The organism is Rhodococcus sp. MSC1_016, assembly GCF_023667485.2.
In the GTDB taxonomy this organism is placed as follows: domain Bacteria; phylum Actinomycetota; class Actinomycetes; order Mycobacteriales; family Mycobacteriaceae; genus Rhodococcus_F; species Rhodococcus_F oxybenzonivorans.
Genome location: NZ_JAMOZI020000001.1, coordinates 3242231 through 3258953 on the forward strand (window position 1 = coordinate 3242231; position 16723 = coordinate 3258953).

Consider the following 16723-nt stretch of genomic DNA (forward strand, 5'->3'; position numbering starts at 1 on the left):
TTGCGGCCTGCGCGGGAGTCAGCCTCCGGCCGTTGCCGCCTGGATCGGGGCCATGTCGAAGTAGTCCCGCCACGCGGTGATCTTGCCGTCGGCGATCTCGAAGACGCCGACGACCGGCAACTCCACCCGGGTGTCGTTGATGTCGAACACGTCGACCCGCTCGTTCATGATCACGCCGCTTCCGCCGTTCCCGCCGGCGTCGTCAGCGCTGCCGACACTGCCGACCTGGCGCTGCACCCGGAACTCGATGCCGCCGAAAGCGGCGACAAAGCCTGCCACGAATTCGCGGATCTCCTCACGCCCACAGACCGGCTCCATCGGGATATTGTGGTAAACCGCGTCTTCCGAGAAGTACTCCGCGATCGCTGCGGGGTCCGGATCAGACCATTCGGCGCAGAATTGCGTGACCAGTTCATCGGGGCTCATCGGCATTCCCTTCGGTTACGTGCGGTTCGATGATGGCCATGACCGACTGGATCGCTCCCGCCGGAATGTGGAAATGCTCGGTGATGCGGACCGTCGTGACCTCGGTCGGCGCGGCGCCGAGGTCGAGCAGGAATCGCGCCACCACATTCTCCCCCCACTCGTGGAACGAGAGATCGCGCACTGCCTGGATGGCCTGGTATTGCGGACCGTTCTCGAGTTCGTCTCGGATGAACGCCCCCGAGTCGCCGGTGTGCTGACCGTTCTCCACACGCCAGGCCGACTCGGAGAGGCGGACCTTGGTCGCGTCGTGGCTCACGAGCGCGTCGATGTAGGCACGGGCCATCGCGACGCGTCCGCTGTCGGCGGAGTCGGTGGCGTGGTCCGCGATCGCAGCGAGGAGGACCTGCGCCAGCTCAGGCCGGCAGATCACCAGATCGGGGAGATAGGGATGAGACTGGTTGTACTGCAGTGGAGTCCCGTCAATGCGTGAGCAATGCAGGCCCGCGGCGGCGGCGACACCGACCGGGGCCGCCGAGTCCCATTCCCACTGTCCGCCCGCATGCACGTACGCGTCCACGTCACCCCGCAGCACGGCCATCGCCTTGGCCCCAGCCGATCCCATGGCCCGGACCTCGGCGCCGACCTGTGTCGCCACGGCGTCGATGAAGGCCGGCGGTCTACTGGCACTCACCACGATGCGGGGCCGCGCCGGCAATTCCTCGGCATGGACTGCGCGGCTCGGGTCGTCACTCGCGTACACCGCCCCCAGGGCCGGTTGTGCGACCGCGGCGGCGGTGACACCCTGGCCACGCTCCCACAGCGCCACGTGCACCGCCCAGTCGGAGTGCCCGGGCAGGCCGTATTCCTTCGAGCCGTCGAGGGGATCGATGATCCAGACCCGATCGCTGTCGAGGCGAGACCGGTCGTCGGCCGACTCCTCGGAAAGGATGGAATCCCCAGGACGCTCGGCGGCCAGCTTTCCGGCGATGAAGGCGTCGGCGGCGACGTCACCGCGTCGGCCCAGCTCACGCCCGTCCGCGGATCCGAGTCCGGCAGCACGGATATCCAGCAACAGGGCACCGGCACCGGAGGCGATATCGGCCGCGAGCCGCGCGTCAGAGGTCACGCCTCAACAATTCCATAATCTTCGCTGCTTGTTCGGTCGGCGTGCCGTCCTCCGGCCGGAGTACGAGTTCCGCGCGCTCGGGTGCCTCGTACGGGTCGTCGACTCCGGTGAATCCCGTGATCTCCCCTGCCCGCGCTTTCGCATACATGCCCTTGGGATCACGGGCCTCGCATCGTTCGACCGGCGTGTCGACGAACACTTCGACGAAGTCGAGCCCGGCGGCCCGGTGCTCTTCGCGCACGCGCTCGCGATCCGCTCGGTAGGGGCTGATGAGGGAGGCGATCGCGACGACGCCCGCATCGGCAAGCAACTGCGCCACCGCACCTACCCGTCGGACATTCTCCGAGCGGTCCGCGGCACCGAACCCCAGATCGGAGTTCAGCCCGTGTCGCAGGTTGTCGCCGTCGAGCCGGTACGCGGGCACGCCGGAGGCGACCAGCCGCCGCTCGAGTTCGACCGCGACGGTGGACTTCCCCGAAGCGGAGAGCCCGGTGAGCCAGACGGTGCGACCACGGGTGGACCGCTCCTCGCGCGACACTGCCGCCGCATGCCACACCACCTTCGCCGGGGAGAGGGTCGGCCCGGTGATCATTCCGGCACCGACGGTGTTGTTCGTGCTCTCGTCGACGAGAACGAAACTGCCCGTCACGTGGTTGCGGCGGTACGGGTCGAACATCAGCGGTTGGGAGATCTTCAGCTGCACTCGGCCGATCTCGTTGAGTGAGAGCGAGCGGGCCGTGTCGTCGCGGTGCAGGGTGTTGACGTCGAGCCGATAGTCGAGGCGGGCCACCGTGGCCCTGACGGCGCGGGTGGTGTGGAGCAGGGTGTACCGCGCGTCCGGATTCAGGGAAGCCTGGTCACTGAACCAGCACACCATGGCGTCGAGTTCGCTGCCGACGAGGGGACGATTGTTGGGGCGGCACAACATGTCTCCGCGGCCGACGTCCAACTGATCGACCAGCTGTACGCACACCGCGGACGGTGCGAAAGCCTCGTCGAGGGTCGTTCCGCCCGGCCCCCAGATGGCGCTGATCCTCGAGGTGAATCCCGACGGGAGCGCCACCACCTCGTCCCCCGGCTTGAATACTCCGCTGGCGATCGTGCCTGCATAGCCTCGGAAGTCGTGCCAGGTGGAATCGGTCTGCCGTTGCGGCCGCACCACATACTGCACCGGGAAGCGCGCGTCGATGAGATTGCGGTCGGAGGCGACGTGCACCTGCTCGAGATGGTGCAGCAGTGATGCGCCCTCGTACCAGGACATGTTGGCCGTCCGCTGCGCGATGTTGTCGCCACGCAACGCGGAGACGGGGATGAAGGTGAGGTCGTGCACCTCGAGTTTGATTGCGAACTGACGGAACTCTTCCTTGATCTCCTCGAACCGCTGCTCCGACCACCCCACCAGATCCATCTTGTTCACGCATAACACCAGGTGCGGGATCCCGAGAAGGCTCGCGATGAAGGCATGCCTACGGGTTTGCTCGAGCACCCCTTTTCTGGCGTCGACGAGAATCAATGCCAGGTCGGCGGTCGAGGCACCGGTCACCATGTTCCGGGTGTACTGCTCGTGTCCCGGCGTGTCCGCGATGATGAATTTACGGTGCGGGGTAGCGAAGTAGCGGTGCGCGACATCGATGGTGATGCCCTGCTCCCGTTCCGCGCGAAGGCCGTCGGTGAGCAGAGCGAGGTCGGCGTGCTCGTCGCCTCGTTCGCGGCTGGTGCGCTCCACCGACTCGAGTTGGTCCTCGAAAATCGCCTTGGAGTCATAGAGCAGACGGCCGATGAGAGTGGACTTGCCGTCGTCGACACTTCCCGCGGTCGCGACCCGAAGTAGCTGCGGCATCAGAAGTATCCTTCCTTCTTGCGATCCTCCATGCCGGCCTCGGAGATCCGGTCGTCCGCCCGGGTCGCCCCACGCTCGGTGACTCGGCTGGCCGCCACCTCCGTCACGACGGCCTCGGCCGTGGTGGCCGAGGATTCGACGCATCCCGTACAGGTGGCGTCGCCGACGGTCCGGAACCGCACGAGCGCCTCGTACGGTTCGTCGCCGGGCAGCAGTGTCAGGAAACGAGTACGCGCAAGGAGCATTCCGTCGCGGGGCACCACCTCGCGGCGGTGTGCGTAGTAGAGCGGGGGAAGGTCGATGCCTTCCTCGCTGATGTACTGCCAGATGTCGAGTTCGGTCCAGTTGGACAGCGGGAAGACCCTGATGTGCTCACCCTTGCGGTGCCGCCCGTTGTAGAGGCTCCACAGTTCCGGGCGCTGCGCCCGAGGCTCCCACTGTCCGAACTCGTCACGGAAGCTGAAGATCCGCTCCTTCGCGCGCGCCTTTTCCTCGTCCCTGCGGGCACCACCGAAGACGGCGTCGAAGCCGTTGTCCGTGATCGCGCGCAGCAGCGCCGCAGTTTGGAGCCGATTCCGGCTGGCCCGGGCTCCCGTCTCTTCGCTGACACGTCCGGCATCGATGTCGTCCTGCACACGTGCAACCACCAACCGCAGTCCGAGGCGCTCGACCGTGCGATCACGGAACTCGATCACATCGTCGAAATTGTGCCCGGTGTCCACGTGCATGACGGCGAAAGGAACAGGTGCGGGCCAGAATGCCTTCGCGGCGACGTGGAGCATCACCACAGAATCCTTGCCACCGGAGAAGAGCAGAACCGGACGCTCGAACGTCGCGGCCACTTCACGAAAGATGTGCACTGCCTCGGCCTCGAGCGCGCGGAGGTGCGACAGCTCGTAGACGGGCGGTGCCATGGATGAGGTCATGGGGCGACTCCTCGTCGCGAGTGCCGAACCGAGCGCGGTTCATATTTGGACCGGTCCGGTCGAAAAGGTCCCCTCGACAATAGAACGTGTTTCAGAAGTAGGTCAATGCCCGCCTCTGCGAGGCCGGCGTCCCCCCACCTCCTGGGTGATCGCGTCCGCGGCCGCCGCGAGGGCCTTGCCTCGACGAGCGATGTCGTCCGATGCGAGTTCCGCGCCCACATACAACGTGAGCACCATGGCTTGATGCCCCTCCGCGTCGTATGTCGGCGCGGCAATCAGGCTGACCGGATGCATCGCGCCGGGATCGGCATGTTCGGCATCGAGGTGCACGCGCTCACCCAGACTGGACACCATCTCGCCGAGAACGTCGCGTAGTTCCGCAGGCAGATCGTGGGCGGCCACGCCGGCCATCAAGGTGTGCAAACGCTGACCCACCGGAGTGAGCGTTTCGACGAGATACCCCGTCCGTGAGCATTCCTCGACCACCTTGCGCAGCCGCTCCCGATCGAGGCGAACCGGCAGGGTCGGTTCTCGCCGCAGCCACGACTGCAGCGCATCTTCACCGTCCCAGAGCACATACATCAGGCCGACGGGTGGTGCGAATGGGTACATCTCCCCCACCTTGGCAGCCGCTCGCACGCCGGGAGGGCTCGTCAGTTCCAGAACGGTGATCCGGTCGCCCACCACCGCCGACGCCGTACACGTCGTCTGATACTCGGCACTGAGAGCCGCGAGATGCCTGCGCGCGACCGGACCGGCGGCGAATCCCTGCTGCGCCGCACGCCCAGCCGCGATCAGTGCGGGGCCGAGGCCGTAGGACTTCGTAACCGGGTCGCGGACCAGATAGCCGCCGCGGACCAGCTCGGTGAGAATGCCGAGACACGTCGGCTTACTGATGTCGAGGGTCCGCGAGAGCTCGGAGAGGCCGAACCGGTGCTCCTTGCGGGACACCAGGAAGTCGAGCACCTGCACCACCCGTTCAGTCGGCGGGGACCGTCGCCCCTGGGCTCTGTCGACGCCGTCGTCCATGGCAGTCATTGACCACTCCTTAGAACACGTTCTATTGTCGGTCCATCACGTTCTACCACGCAGGTACATATATGTACCACCCCATCGTGAGGAGCACGGTGTGCTGACCGACCCATTCGCCGACGCCCTGGCCGAGGCCGAGAAACTGATCGAGACCGCCCCCCACATCCGGACCGAGCAGGATCTGCTCGAGGGCTACCGGTACCTCGCCGGCGGAATCCTCGCGACAACCCATGCCGCCTGGGCCACCGAACGATCCCACCCGACGTTCATCTCCGGCACGGGGCCATACATGAAGATGGGCCTCGACAACCCCGACACCCTGTACTTCGGCGCACGGATCAGTGACGACGTCGAATACGTCGTCACTGGCACGCGAGGCACCACAGCAGACCTGAGTTTCCAGATTCTCAGCGGAAACTACACCGCCGCAGATGTGCCCGGCAGTGTGACCGCTTTCGACGATCGTGAGATCGATATCGCCGCCGACGGCAGCTTCGAGCTCCGGTTCGGCCCGGGGGCAGGGCCGGATGCGAGCAGGCGCAACTATTTTCCGCTCGCGCCCGGGTCCTCCCAACTGGTGGTCCGCGAGGTCTACAGCGATTGGAGCCAGCGACGTGGAACGATCCGCATCGCGCGCGCCGACACGAGCGGTACCGCGCCGGATCCCCTCACCCGGGAGTCGGTGGAGAAGCGCTATGCGCAAGCAGGCAAGGCACTCGTGTCACGGGTCAAGACGTGGCTGCAGTTCCCCGAGTGGTTCTATCTCAACCTTCCGGTCAACACGATGACCGAACCCCGGCTCACACCGGGCGGATTGGCCACCCAGTACTCCTCCGTCGGTCACTACGACATCTCCGAGGACCAGGCCATCATCATCACCGTTCCGCGGTCCGACGCTCCGTACCAGGGATTTCAGCTCGGCAGTCTGTGGTACATCTCCCTCGACTACATCAACCACCAAACGTCGCTGAACGTCTCGCAGTCGCAGGTGGACCCCGATGGGATGATTCGTCTCGTCGTCAGCGAAGCCGATCCGGGAGTCACCAACTGGATCGAGACGACAGGTCATCTTCGCGGCTACCTCCAATTCCGTTGGCAGCGAGTGTCCCGGGAACTGACCGAGGCCGACGGGCCCCGTATCGAGATCGTCGGGATCGAGGAGATCCCCGGAAAGCTCCCGTATTACCGGTCCAACACCATCACACGCGAGGGCTATGCCGCGCGGATCGCTGCGCGGCAAGCGGCTGTCGCGGATCGGATGCTGGGATGAGCGCCGCCGTGAGCGACAGCAACCTGCTGCGCGACAAAGTAGTCGTCATTTCCGGTGTCGGACCCGCTTTGGGTCGCACGCTCGCGGTGCGGTGTGCGGAAGCAGGCGCCGACATGGTGCTCGCCGCTCGCACCGCCTCCCGGCTCGAGGAGGTGGCCAAGGAGATCATCACGCTCGGCCGCCGCGCGGTGACGGTTCCGACGGACATCACCGACCCCGCCTCGGCGGAGAATCTCGTCGCCGCGGCAGTCGATGCGTACGGCAAGGTCGACGTACTCGTGAACAACGCGTTCTCGGTCCCGTCGATGAAACCTCTGGCCCGCACCGACTTCGATTCGATTCGCAGTAGTTTCGAACTGACCGTCCTCGGCGCGCTCCGCCTGACTCAACTCTTCACCCCGGCTCTGGCCGAATCTTCGGGCGCGGTGGTGAACATCAACTCGATGGTTCTCCGCCACTCGCAGGAGCGTTACGGCAGTTACAAGATGGCGAAATCCGCCCTTCTGGCCATGTCGCAATCTCTCGCGACGGAGCTCGGGCCGCAGGGAATCCGGGTGAACTCCGTTGCACCGGGCTATATCTGGGGAGCCACGTTGCAACAGTACTTCGCACACCAGGCCGAGAAGTACGGGACGACGATGGAGCAGATCTACGAGCACACCGCCGCGGGCACCGATCTGAAGAGGTTGCCCGAGACCGACGAAGTGGCCGACGCCGTCATCTTTCTCGCATCGCCGATGGCACGGGCCATCACCGGTCAGTGCCTCGACGTCAACTGCGGCGAATTCCATCACTAGCGAGAGAGAACCGGACCATCATGAGTGAGCGCACCACCGTCGGCACGGTCGAGGACCTACACGAGTCGGCGACCCGCATGACCGGGTTGACCGACTTCGGCTCCGACGACTACACCGAAGCACTCGGCGTACTGCTGGACTCCTACGCCACCGACGAGCAACTGACACCGCTGGGCAGCAAGGTCGCGCGGGTCTTCCTGCGCGGCGCGCTGGTGGCCCGGTTGCTCAGCGAGGCCGCGTGGAAGCAGAACCCCGAGTACGCCGACGTTTCGATCGACCGCCCCATCTTCGTCACCGGGCTTCCACGAACCGGGACCACGGCTCTGCACCGGCTCTTGACTGCCGATCCGTCGCACCAGGGACTCGAGATGTGGTTGACGGAGATGCCACAACCACGGCCGCCGCGGGAAACGTGGGCGTCGAATCCGGTGTTCCAGAAGATCGAGGAGGGCTTCAGTCGTCACCACATCGAACGGCCCGAGTTCATGGGTGTGCACTACATGTCCGCGAGCGAGGTCGAGGAATGCTGGCAGCTGCTCCGGCAGACCTTCAAATCGATTTCCTACGAGTGCCTTGCGAATCTGCCGACGTACTCGCAGTGGCTTGCCGGTCAGACGTGGACCAACGCCTATCAGCGGCACAAGAAGAACCTGCAATTGATCGGTCTCCCCGACCGCGACCGCCGCTGGGTGCTCAAAAATCCCAGCCATTTGTTCGCCCTCGACGAGTTACTCGCGGTGTATCCGGATGCTGTGGTAATCCAGACGCACCGGCCCCCACGCACCATCGTCCCCTCGGTGTGCAGCCTGGCGGAGCAGGCAACCGACGGATGGTCCGAGAAGTTCCGCGGCAACGTGATCGGTGAGAGCCAGCTCGACTTGTGGGCGCGCGGGCTCGAGCAGTTCACCGAAGTCCGCGCTCGGCACGACAGCGCCCAGTTCCTCGACGTCGACTATCACGACTTCGTGGCGGACCCACTGGGGACCGTAGAGGGTGTCTACACCCATTTCGGCCTCGAGCTGACCCCGTCGGCGCAGTCGGCCATGGAGGCCATGCATGCCGAGAGCCGCGCCGGCGACCGACGGCCGTCCCACAAGTACACCCTCGAGGACTTCGGACTCTCGCCTGAACAGGTGGATGAAAGGTTCGCCGACTACCGGTTCAGTGCTACCAGGTGACGGGGTAGTCGAGGATCGACGACGCCGCCCGCGCCGCGACGAGGGGTCGCGGCGACAAGGGCAGCATGAACGTCGGCGCCGCCGTCGGCGTGGGGGCCCGGTCCGGCGTCGGCACGGGCTCGGGCTCCGGCTCCGGCTCCGGCGCGGGATCCGGACACATGGCCTCGTCGACCTCGGGATTCGTGGCCGACTCGAGGTCGAGTACATCGAGCAGTGACATCAACGACGCGGCGATCTGATCACCCACCTGCGTGAACGCGGCCTCGCTCAGCCCGACCGGGTCGCTGATGTTCGGGTGCTCGATGGGCCCGTAGTCCCGTCGCGCTACGGCAAGTTCGGCGACGGTCCGGGCACCGGTGTCCCTCGCGATCCGGTGCGCTTCGCGCAGCGTGAACGTGCAGTGACTCGTCCCGAGGACCAGCTCCATCGAGCGATCCCGGAGCTGCTCGGTCATGGCCAGCACGAGGTCGGCTCTCTTGATCATCTCGGGGCGTAGTCGTCGTGCGGTGAAACCGTCGGCGCTGGCGCCCAGACCTTCCACTACTCTCGCCGCGATCGGTTCGATGGGGAATCCGACCAGCGCCCGCACACCGGCGCTTTCCGCAGTGAGATGCGAAATACCGCGGTCCACGGCATAGGCGCGCGTCAACCGCTCTGCGATCGGCGAACGGCAGACGTTGCCGCTACAAACGAACAGAACGTGCATGAGGGCACCCTAACCATCAAATCCACTCGGAGACAGACCGATGTCCACTGGCCGAGCGGTCTGTTTACGTCGTTCACGTTCCGGTCGTGCGTAGTTCATCTACTCGTCGCCGCCCCGACACCTTTCTGGGTAAATGCCCAGCTCGACCTTGGTCCGAGGGGCCCGAAGCGACGCGCGCGATCTGCGTCACATCGTGCCCACCGATGTTCCGACGTCTAGATGCCGTGTCTGCCCACAGCAGACAATCGCCGATCGAGTACTCATACGGCGGTAGTACTGAGGTCATGACTACAGCCACACTTGCTGACCTCAACTACCGCGATCTACTGGCAGACCGGCTTTTCCGTCAGCGAACCATCCGCCTCACGGGCGAAGTGGACGACGCAATGGCGGAGCGTGCCTGCTCGGAGCTGGTTCTGCTCGCGGCCGCCGACCCCGATCGCGACATCGTCATCTACATCAATTCGCCGGGCGGTTCCGTCTTCGCGGGACTGGCCATCTACGACACCATGAAACTGATCCCCAACGACGTGGTCACGGTGGCCATGGGTTTTGCGGCCAGCATGGGGCAAGTGCTTCTCTGCTCCGGAACCCGAGGCAAGCGAATCGCTCTCGCGCACAGCCGGATCATGATGCACCAGCCCTCGGCAGGCATCGGCGGAACAGCCGTCGACATCGCCATTCAGGCCGAAAGTCTCGAACGGATGAAACGTCAATCGCAGCAGATACTCGCCGACGAAACCGGTAGGCCTGTCGAGGAAATCGCAGCCGACAGCGACCGCGATCGCTGGTTCACCGCAGACGAGGCCCGTGAGTACGGGATCGTCGACCGGGTGGTATCGACCTTCGCCGAAATCGCGCCCCACACCACCGCTCCCAGGATAGGACTCTGACGCCATGTCCCTGTACACCATTCCAAATGTCATCGAGCGGACGCCGGCGGGTGAGAGGTCGTTCGACATCTTCAGCCGGCTGTTGAACGAACGGATCGTCTTTCTCGGCACGGAGATCGACGACGGTGTCGCCAATGTGGTGATGGCTCAACTACTTCACCTTCAGGCAGACAGCTCCGACCGGGAGATCGGGCTCTACATCAACTCACCCGGCGGGTCCACCACGGCGATGCTCGCGATCTACGACACGATGCAGTTCCTGCGGCCGACGATCGCGACGTACTGCATGGGCCAGGCCGCATCGGCCGCCGCCGTGCTACTGGCCGCGGGAACGAAGGGACACCGTCACGTTCTCGCACATTCCCGAGTTCTGTTGCATCAACCGTCCACGCAGGGCAGTGGCACAATCTCCGATCTCGCCCTGCAAGCCGCCGAAATACTGCGGGTCCGTTCGCAGACCGAAGAAATTCTCAGCAAGCACAGCGGGCAGAGCATCGACCGTCTTCGTCAGGACACCGACCGGGATCGAATCTTCAGCGCCCGGGAGGCCATCGACTACGGGTTGGCCGACACACTGATCACCACGGGACAGGAGAACTAGGCCGCGAGCATCGTGGGAGTGCCTCGTCCGGCGTTCCTGTTCGTGGCACCGATCCGGCGCCCCGACCGGAACAGCAGGTGTTCCACCGGCAGACCGAGCGCACCACACACTGCGCGCAGCATTTCCGAGGACGGTTCCTTCTTGCCGCGTTCGATTTCGGAGAGGTACTGCTTGGACATGCCGACCTCTGCGGCGACATCCTCGAGACTGCGGTCTTGGTCCCGGCGCGCGTCCCGAAGCACCCGCCCGTAGAGCTCGCGCACCAGCGGCTCCTCCCGCGGGTGCTCGGGAGCGCCCGTCACCAACGTGAGTCTGCGCTGCGGTTCCATACCTCCGGAGTTTTCCAGACGATGTTCCCGGACGAGGCGGCGTTCACCGACAGCGGAGAGCCGGTCGGTGTGACGACATCAGGCGAGTGCCAGGTATCGCGACGGGTCGCTAGTGATCGCGCAAGTGGTTGCCGAGTAGTTCGTCGAGGCGCTCGGCGGCCTCGTCGGGGATCCAGTGGCTTACGCCGTGCAGCACCTCGTACGTGTACGGGCCGTCGACGAACCTCGCGGTCAGTTCGGGTCCTACCGGGCCGATTGCCGTGTCGCCGTCGCTCCAGACGAAGAGAGTGGGTACGCGGACCTTGCCGGTCACCGAACCCGGCGAGGCCAAGAACATTGCGCGATACCAGTTCAGGGCCCCCCGAGCTCGACTCCGGTCGCGCATCGATTCGAGGTCGCGCTTCGCCCGGTCCGGGGCCTGCCCGCTGGAGAGCAGGGCACGGTAGCCGTAACCGTCCGAGGCGATCATCCGCTCCGGGATCCACGGCAGCTGGAACGCGAACATGTACCAGGACAGCAGGATCTGACGACTGGTGAGCATCGCCCGCAGGAACGCCGCCGGGTGCGGCACCGACAACGCCGTGAGCGTGCGGATCCGGTCGGGCAGTTCCGCCGCGATACCCCACGCCACCGCAGCGCCCCAGTCGTGCCCGACGACATGCACCGGGCCGAGGCCTGCCTGGTCGATGAGCGCGACGACGTCCGCTACCAATTCCGAGGTGCGGTACGCCCAACGGGCGCGAGGCCTGGCCCCGGCCGAATAGCCGCGCTGGTCCGGCGCAAGGGTGCGGAAACCGCGCCTGTGCAGCAGCGGCGCCACCTTGTCCCATGATCTCGAATCCTGTGGGAAACCGTGGAGCAGCACCACGGGGGCTCCGTCGATCGGACCCTCGTCGCGAACGTCGAACGTCAGCCCGTTCCTGATGAACGTGGTGACGCGTCCGTTGCCTGTCATCGATCACTCTCCACACGGTCACGGGCGTGCGCACCGGACAACCCGGCGCGCAGGAACTTCCCCGTCTTGTGTACGCCGAAGCCACCGGTGAACTGTCCGTCCCGGTAGACGAGCTTGCCGTTGATCACGGTAGCGACAGCGGCGCCGTCGCTGCGGTTGACCATTCTTCGCAGGCCGCCGTACTCGGGAACCTCGGCCTCGAACAGTCCGTCGACCGTGTCGTCGAGTCCGGCGGGGTCGATCACGACCAGATCGGCGCGGTTGCCCTCCCTTAGGTGACCGGCATCGATGCCGTACCAGTCGGCCAGCTCGCCGGTGAGGCGGTGGACGGCCCGCTCGACCGTCAGGAACGGCGTGCGGTCGGTCTGCGCGTCCTTGACACGCTTCAGCAACCGGATGGGGTAGTTGTAGAAAGCCATGTTGCGTAGGTGCGCGCCGGCGTCCCCGAAGCCCATCTGCACACCGGAACTGGCGGCCAGTTTCTTCGCGAACTTCGGCCGGTGATTGGCGATGGTGGTGCGCCACCGGAGGTCCGTGCCGTACTTCACGACGAGGTCGAGGTAGGCGTCGACCGGATGGACGCCGCGCAGCTCACCGACCGCGCCGAAGGTGCTGCCGATCAACGTCTCGTCGGGACATCCGACGATGACGGCGTCGTAGAAGTTGCGGTGCCAGATGCGCGGGCTGAACTTGTCGTCGTACTCCTTCCGGAACTGACGCCGGTACGACTCGTCCTGCAACAGCGCGTTGCGCTCCACCTGGTCTTTGAGGTGCAGCGCGGCCGCGCCCGCGCCGAACTCCTCGAACACCACCAGATCGATGCCGTCCGCGTACACGGTGAACGGCACGGGCAGGTGCTGCCACTTGAAGTCGGTCTTGGCGAATCTGTTGAGCAGCGGCGCAGCACCGAGCATGAAGTACACGATCGGCGGGTACGCCTTGGAATCCGCCGCGGAGAGTAGCGACGTCTTGAGGGGCCTGCGGCGGCCGAGACCCGAACTCTCGGCGAAGAATCCGAGAATGTTGGGATGCAGGTTGATCGTGGGTGCGCTCTGCAGGATCTTGCCGCGCTCGCGCAGGATCCGGTTGAGGAAGCGGAATTCGCGCCACCGCGCATAAGTGGAAGGCAAAGAACGCGAACGATATTCGTCGCCATCGATCTTGTCGAGCGCATTCGTCATCGATGACAGACCGAGGAAACCCGCATCGAGGGCCTCGGTGACCATCGCACCCATCCGCTCGAGTTCTCCGGCGCTGGGCTTCACCCGCCTGTCGGTGCCGCGGCGAGCCCCAGCACGCGGGTGCGAATGTCGGAGTGCCCGATGAAACCGGCAACATTGGGACCGAGCGGAAGCGATTCGAGCGCGTCGACGTACTCGGCCGGATTCTGCCAACTCTTGTTGTCGTCGAGGATGCGCAGCACCGAGTCGTGGGGTACGGCCTCGACCCGGCTGAACAGGTCGGCGCATTCACGGGGTGTCGAATACACCGTCGACAACGAGCAGTTCCCGAGGACAACGGTGGTGACGCCGTGCCGGACGGATTCGGGCAGGCCGGGGCTGACCAGGACCTCGGCGTCGTAGTGCGTGTGCACGTCGACGAAGCCGGGCACCACCCACTTGCCCGCCGCGTCGATCACTTCGGTGTCGGGCCCGACGGGGAGGGGCTCCGCGGAGGCCCTGACGACGACTCCGTCGCGAATGCCCAGGTTCCGGCGGCGAGGCGCAGACCCGGTTCCGTCGAACCACAGCCCTCCGTCGACCACTATGTCGAAGTCCGACATGTTGCGCTCCTCACACTCAGTTGGTGTTACACGACGTTACGTACACCGTTGAGTGAAAGTCAATGGGGTGTGCCGTCCCGTCCCTTAGAGTGCAGAGATGCCCGCCGCTCCCCGCTCCCCCGCAGATCGGCGCGCGCAGATCCTCGATGTCGCCATGCGACTCCTCGACTCGGTGCCGTTCGAGCAGCTGTCGATGGATCAGGTGGCGGCCGAGGCAGGCGTCTCGTCGCCACTGTTGTTCCACTACTTCAAGAACAAGCACGGGTTTCGCAACGCAGTGCTCGAAGCCTCGGCCACCGAGTTGCAGCGGAGGATGACGCCCGACACGTCGCTCCCCCTTTCGGCGCAACTGCGTGCGGGTGTCGAGACGTTCGCCGAGGCGGTGATCGCGCACCCCGCGATTTATTTGGCCGTCATGCGCATGGCGGGCAGCGGGGACGACGGCATGCGAAAGATCTACCGGGGAATGCGGCACACGTTCACCCAGGAGATCGGACGTGCGCTCGCGCAAGTCGGAGTATCGACGACCCCGGCACTCGAGGCGGCGATCCAGGGATGGCAGGCATTTATGGAAGAGATCGTCCTGTCGTGGGTCGATCACCCGACGATGTCGCGCTCAGAAATGATCGACCTCTGCGAGCGCGGCCTCTACTGTCTGCTTCCGGCCGCAGGCGTCGACCACGGCATTCGCCTCGAAGACGGGTGATCGGCACGCGGTACTACCCGTGCCTACGTATCGAGACCGGCAGGCGCATCGTGCGCCTGCCGGTCTTCCGCGAGCGAGTGACGGGACTCGAACCCGTGTGAACGGCTTTGCAGGCCGGTGCCTCACCATCTCAGCCACACCCGCGGGGTAGAGCTGATACTGCCCGGAGGGCATCGACGCCGAAAGGTTTCGATTCACTGTGATTTTGATCCCGGTTCCGGGCCGACACGCCGATGCGGGAACAAACCAGGTGTCCTCGTTGCTGTCCCCCCTTATGACGGCTATCGATGAGACCTCCGCCTCACCTACCCGACTTCGGGCACAAGCAACCCCCGACACCGGCACCGCCGCAGCCGATCGGCCGAGCCTGCGGATCGTGCTGGTGCTCGGCGCACTCATCGCGCTCGGACCGTTCACCATCGACATGTACCTGCCCGCCCTCCCCGACATCGGCACCGACCTCGGAGCGTCGTCGTCGGCCGTGCAGTTGACCATCACCGGGACGCTGCTGGGCCTCGCGCTCGGCCAGTTGATCGTCGGTCCGCTCGCGGACAGCCTCGGGCGCCGGCGACCGTTGATCGCCGGAATCGGCCTGCATGTCCTCGCCTCAGTGCTCGCTGTCTTCGCGCCGACCGTCGCCGTGCTCGGTGCGCTCCGGGTGTTCCAGGGCATCGGCGCCGCCGCAGCCGCCGTCGTCGCCGTTGCCGTGGTACGTGACCTGTACAGCGGAAACATGGTCGCGGTCGTCATGTCACGGCTGATGCTCGTCCTGGGTGTCGCACCCGTGCTCGCCCCCAGCATCGGCGGCGCGCTCCTCATCGCTTTGGACTGGCGCGGGATTTTCGTCGTCCTCGCGCTCATCGGAACGCTCACGGCACTGATCGGCGCACTCGCCCTGAAGGAGACGCTCCCACCGGAGCGACGACGCACCAGCAACCTCTCCTCGGTGCTGTCGACGTACAAAAGCCTTCTCGGTGACCGCAAGTTCATGGTGCTCACACTGGTCTCCAGCGTCGGGATGGCCTCGTTGTTCGCCTACGTCTCCGGCGCGTCCTTCGTATTCCAGAATCAGTACGGCCTCGACGAGCAGCAGTTCGCGCTGCTGTTCAGCTCAGGCGCGATCGCTCTGATCGGCGCCTCCCAGCTCAACGTCCGCGCCCTCGCCCGGTGGTCGCCCCAGCAGATCACGATCGCCTCACTGGCCTTCGCGACCGTAGCGGGCGCCGCCTTGCTGGTGACCGCCTACCTCGAACTCGGCGGTCTGGTCGGCTTCGTCATTCCACTGTGGTTCCTGCTCGCCGGTGTCGGGTTCGTCCTGCCCAACGCCCCGGCACTGGCACTCGGCAGGCATGGCGAGGCAGCCGGCACCGCCGCTGCCATGCTCGGCGCCCTGCAGTTCGGCATCGGCGCGCTCATCGCTCCGCTCGTCGGAGTCCTCGGCAATACGGGAGTCGCCCTCGGTGCGACGATGACGATGTGCGTCGCCCTCGGACTCGTGGCACTGCTTGCCACCGCGCGGGCGGACGCGCGCTGACGACACAGTCCGCGCGCTTTCGCAGCCCGTCACCCGACATGGGATGATCGACGCATGCCACCACCGTCACCACTTCATCTCGACCCCATCGAAGAGGCCCACCGGCAGTGGACGAAGCACGGCTGGGGTGATGTTGCCGACGGGATGGCTGCGGTGACCTCGGTGATGCGGGCACAGCAGATCATGATGGCCCGGGTGGAAGAGGTGCTCAAGCCGTCGGGGCTCACGTTCGCCCGGTACGAATTGCTGACACTGCTGACGTTCACGCGCACCGGCGCGCTCCCGATGGCGAAGGCCAGCGCGCGCCTTCAGGTTCACCCGACCAGCGTGACGAACGCCGTCGACCGGCTCGAGACGGCGAATCTCGTGCGACGCGTGCCCCACCCCAGCGATCGCCGTGCGACCCTGATCGAAATCACCGACGCGGGAAGGAAACTCGCCGTCGAGTCCACCGAGCGACTCAACGCCCAGGTGTTCTCGAGTCCCGGCGTGTCCGGCGACAAGCTGGAACAATTGGTCACGATCCTCGCCGAACTGCGCCGCGCGGCAGGAGATTTCGACACCGGAGACGCCCCCACCAAGTGGTGAGACGACTGCTGCCCCGCACCGTTTTTCGGTGCG

Annotated in this window: 16 protein-coding genes, 1 tRNA gene and 1 pseudogene; 8 read left to right on the plus strand and 10 right to left on the minus strand. The window is 65.6% G+C overall.

Translation table 11 applies throughout. From position 1 onward, the window contains the following. Positions 1-18: 18 nt before the first annotated feature. From L1080_RS14940 to L1080_RS14960, 5 genes are all read right to left on the minus strand, one after another. The gene (locus L1080_RS14940; RefSeq protein ID WP_250777237.1) at positions 19-426 is read right to left on the minus strand and encodes a nuclear transport factor 2 family protein; all 408 of its coding nucleotides are present in this window, start codon (positions 424-426) and stop codon (positions 19-21) included. Continuing rightward, on the minus strand, positions 413-1552 hold the full coding sequence (locus L1080_RS14945; protein WP_159921160.1) for a 3'(2'),5'-bisphosphate nucleotidase CysQ: 1140 nt from the start codon (positions 1550-1552) through the stop codon (positions 413-415). The genes L1080_RS14940 and L1080_RS14945 overlap by 14 nt, the downstream gene beginning before the upstream one ends. Beyond that, complete coding sequence (cysC, locus tag L1080_RS14950; RefSeq protein ID WP_250777238.1) at positions 1542-3392, minus strand: adenylyl-sulfate kinase; 1851 nt, start codon at positions 3390-3392, stop codon at positions 1542-1544. The genes L1080_RS14945 and cysC overlap by 11 nt, the downstream gene beginning before the upstream one ends. Next, positions 3392-4318, minus strand: a complete 927-nt coding sequence (cysD, locus tag L1080_RS14955) for a sulfate adenylyltransferase subunit CysD (protein WP_250777239.1) — start codon at positions 4316-4318, stop codon at positions 3392-3394. The genes cysC and cysD overlap by 1 nt, the downstream gene beginning before the upstream one ends. Positions 4319-4420: 102 nt before the next feature. Further along, complete coding sequence (locus L1080_RS14960; protein WP_250777247.1) at positions 4421-5347, minus strand: helix-turn-helix domain-containing protein; 927 nt, start codon at positions 5345-5347, stop codon at positions 4421-4423. 100 nt (positions 5348-5447) lie between these two features. On the opposite strand from L1080_RS14960, the gene L1080_RS14965 reads away from it, so the two are divergent. Genes L1080_RS14965 through L1080_RS14975 form a run of 3 tightly spaced genes read left to right on the plus strand, consistent with a single transcriptional unit; the run spans position 5448 to position 8595 of the window. Continuing rightward, the gene (locus L1080_RS14965) at positions 5448-6620 is read left to right on the plus strand and encodes a DUF1214 domain-containing protein (RefSeq protein WP_159921152.1); all 1173 of its coding nucleotides are present in this window, start codon (positions 5448-5450) and stop codon (positions 6618-6620) included. Beyond that, positions 6617-7417 carry an SDR family oxidoreductase gene (locus L1080_RS14970; protein WP_159921150.1) on the plus strand — a complete coding sequence of 267 codons (801 nt, stop codon included), beginning with the start codon at positions 6617-6619 and terminating at the stop codon, positions 7415-7417. The genes L1080_RS14965 and L1080_RS14970 overlap by 4 nt, the downstream gene beginning before the upstream one ends. 20 nt (positions 7418-7437) lie before the next feature. Next, positions 7438-8595, plus strand: a complete 1158-nt coding sequence (locus L1080_RS14975) for a sulfotransferase family protein (protein ID WP_159921148.1) — start codon at positions 7438-7440, stop codon at positions 8593-8595. On the opposite strand, the gene L1080_RS14980 is transcribed toward L1080_RS14975, so the two are convergent. Continuing rightward, the gene (locus L1080_RS14980; protein WP_250777240.1) at positions 8585-9301 is read right to left on the minus strand and encodes an arsenate reductase/protein-tyrosine-phosphatase family protein; all 717 of its coding nucleotides are present in this window, start codon (positions 9299-9301) and stop codon (positions 8585-8587) included. The two genes, L1080_RS14975 and L1080_RS14980, sit on opposite strands and share 11 nt — an antisense overlap. Positions 9302-9585: 284 nt before the next feature. Between L1080_RS14980 and L1080_RS14985 the strand changes: the two genes are divergently transcribed. Then, positions 9586-10194: a ClpP family protease gene (locus L1080_RS14985; protein ID WP_250777241.1), complete on the plus strand. Its 609-nt coding sequence runs from the start codon at positions 9586-9588 to the stop codon at positions 10192-10194. Positions 10195-10198: 4 nt separating this feature from the next. Further along, positions 10199-10795 carry an ATP-dependent Clp protease proteolytic subunit gene (locus L1080_RS14990; protein ID WP_250777242.1) on the plus strand — a complete coding sequence of 199 codons (597 nt, stop codon included), beginning with the start codon at positions 10199-10201 and terminating at the stop codon, positions 10793-10795. On the opposite strand, the gene L1080_RS14995 is transcribed toward L1080_RS14990, so the two are convergent. The 3 genes and pseudogenes from L1080_RS14995 to L1080_RS15005 form a co-directional block, all read right to left on the minus strand. Next, a complete protein-coding gene (locus tag L1080_RS14995; protein ID WP_159921142.1) occupies positions 10792-11124 on the minus strand; it encodes a helix-turn-helix domain-containing protein in 333 nt (110 codons plus the stop codon). The two genes, L1080_RS14990 and L1080_RS14995, sit on opposite strands and share 4 nt — an antisense overlap. A 109-nt stretch (positions 11125-11233) precedes the next feature. After that, positions 11234-12079, minus strand: a complete 846-nt coding sequence (locus L1080_RS15000; RefSeq protein WP_250777243.1) for an alpha/beta fold hydrolase — start codon at positions 12077-12079, stop codon at positions 11234-11236. Next, positions 12076-13862: pseudogene (locus tag L1080_RS15005) on the minus strand (N-acyl-D-amino-acid deacylase family protein). Before L1080_RS15005 ends, L1080_RS15000 begins: the two are co-directional and overlap by 4 nt. Before the next feature lie 97 nt (positions 13863-13959). On the opposite strand from L1080_RS15005, the gene L1080_RS15010 reads away from it, so the two are divergent. Further along, positions 13960-14568 carry a TetR/AcrR family transcriptional regulator gene (locus L1080_RS15010; protein WP_250777244.1) on the plus strand — a complete coding sequence of 203 codons (609 nt, stop codon included), beginning with the start codon at positions 13960-13962 and terminating at the stop codon, positions 14566-14568. 72 nt (positions 14569-14640) lie between these two features. On the opposite strand, the gene L1080_RS15015 is transcribed toward L1080_RS15010, so the two are convergent. Then, a tRNA-Cys gene (locus tag L1080_RS15015) sits at positions 14641-14712 on the minus strand. A gap of 106 nt (positions 14713-14818) precedes the next feature. On the opposite strand from L1080_RS15015, the gene L1080_RS15020 reads away from it, so the two are divergent. Both L1080_RS15020 and L1080_RS15025 read left to right on the plus strand, forming a co-directional pair. After that, positions 14819-16102, plus strand: a complete 1284-nt coding sequence (locus L1080_RS15020) for a multidrug effflux MFS transporter (RefSeq protein WP_374436101.1) — start codon at positions 14819-14821, stop codon at positions 16100-16102. 54 nt (positions 16103-16156) lie between these two features. Continuing rightward, positions 16157-16690: a MarR family winged helix-turn-helix transcriptional regulator gene (locus L1080_RS15025; protein WP_250777246.1), complete on the plus strand. Its 534-nt coding sequence runs from the start codon at positions 16157-16159 to the stop codon at positions 16688-16690. Positions 16691-16723 lie beyond the last annotated feature (33 nt).

Coding starts and splice junctions, on each gene's coding strand:
- L1080_RS14940 (WP_250777237.1), bottom strand. CDS start 426: ATGAGCCCCGATGAACTGGTCACGCAATTCTGCGCCGAATGGTCTGAT.
- cysC (WP_250777238.1), bottom strand. CDS start 3,392: ATGCCGCAGCTACTTCGGGTCGCGACCGCGGGAAGTGTCGACGACGGC.
- cysD (WP_250777239.1), bottom strand. CDS start 4,318: ATGACCTCATCCATGGCACCGCCCGTCTACGAGCTGTCGCACCTCCGC.
- L1080_RS14960 (WP_250777247.1), bottom strand. CDS start 5,347: ATGGACGACGGCGTCGACAGAGCCCAGGGGCGACGGTCCCCGCCGACT.
- L1080_RS14970 (WP_159921150.1), top strand. CDS start 6,617: ATGAGCGCCGCCGTGAGCGACAGCAACCTGCTGCGCGACAAAGTAGTC.
- L1080_RS14975 (WP_159921148.1), top strand. CDS start 7,438: ATGAGTGAGCGCACCACCGTCGGCACGGTCGAGGACCTACACGAGTCG.
- L1080_RS14980 (WP_250777240.1), bottom strand. CDS start 9,301: ATGCACGTTCTGTTCGTTTGTAGCGGCAACGTCTGCCGTTCGCCGATC.
- L1080_RS14985 (WP_250777241.1), top strand. CDS start 9,586: ATGACTACAGCCACACTTGCTGACCTCAACTACCGCGATCTACTGGCA.
- L1080_RS14990 (WP_250777242.1), top strand. CDS start 10,199: ATGTCCCTGTACACCATTCCAAATGTCATCGAGCGGACGCCGGCGGGT.
- L1080_RS14995 (WP_159921142.1), bottom strand. CDS start 11,124: ATGGAACCGCAGCGCAGACTCACGTTGGTGACGGGCGCTCCCGAGCAC.
- L1080_RS15000 (WP_250777243.1), bottom strand. CDS start 12,079: ATGACAGGCAACGGACGCGTCACCACGTTCATCAGGAACGGGCTGACG.
- L1080_RS15010 (WP_250777244.1), top strand. CDS start 13,960: ATGCCCGCCGCTCCCCGCTCCCCCGCAGATCGGCGCGCGCAGATCCTC.
- L1080_RS15025 (WP_250777246.1), top strand. CDS start 16,157: ATGCCACCACCGTCACCACTTCATCTCGACCCCATCGAAGAGGCCCAC.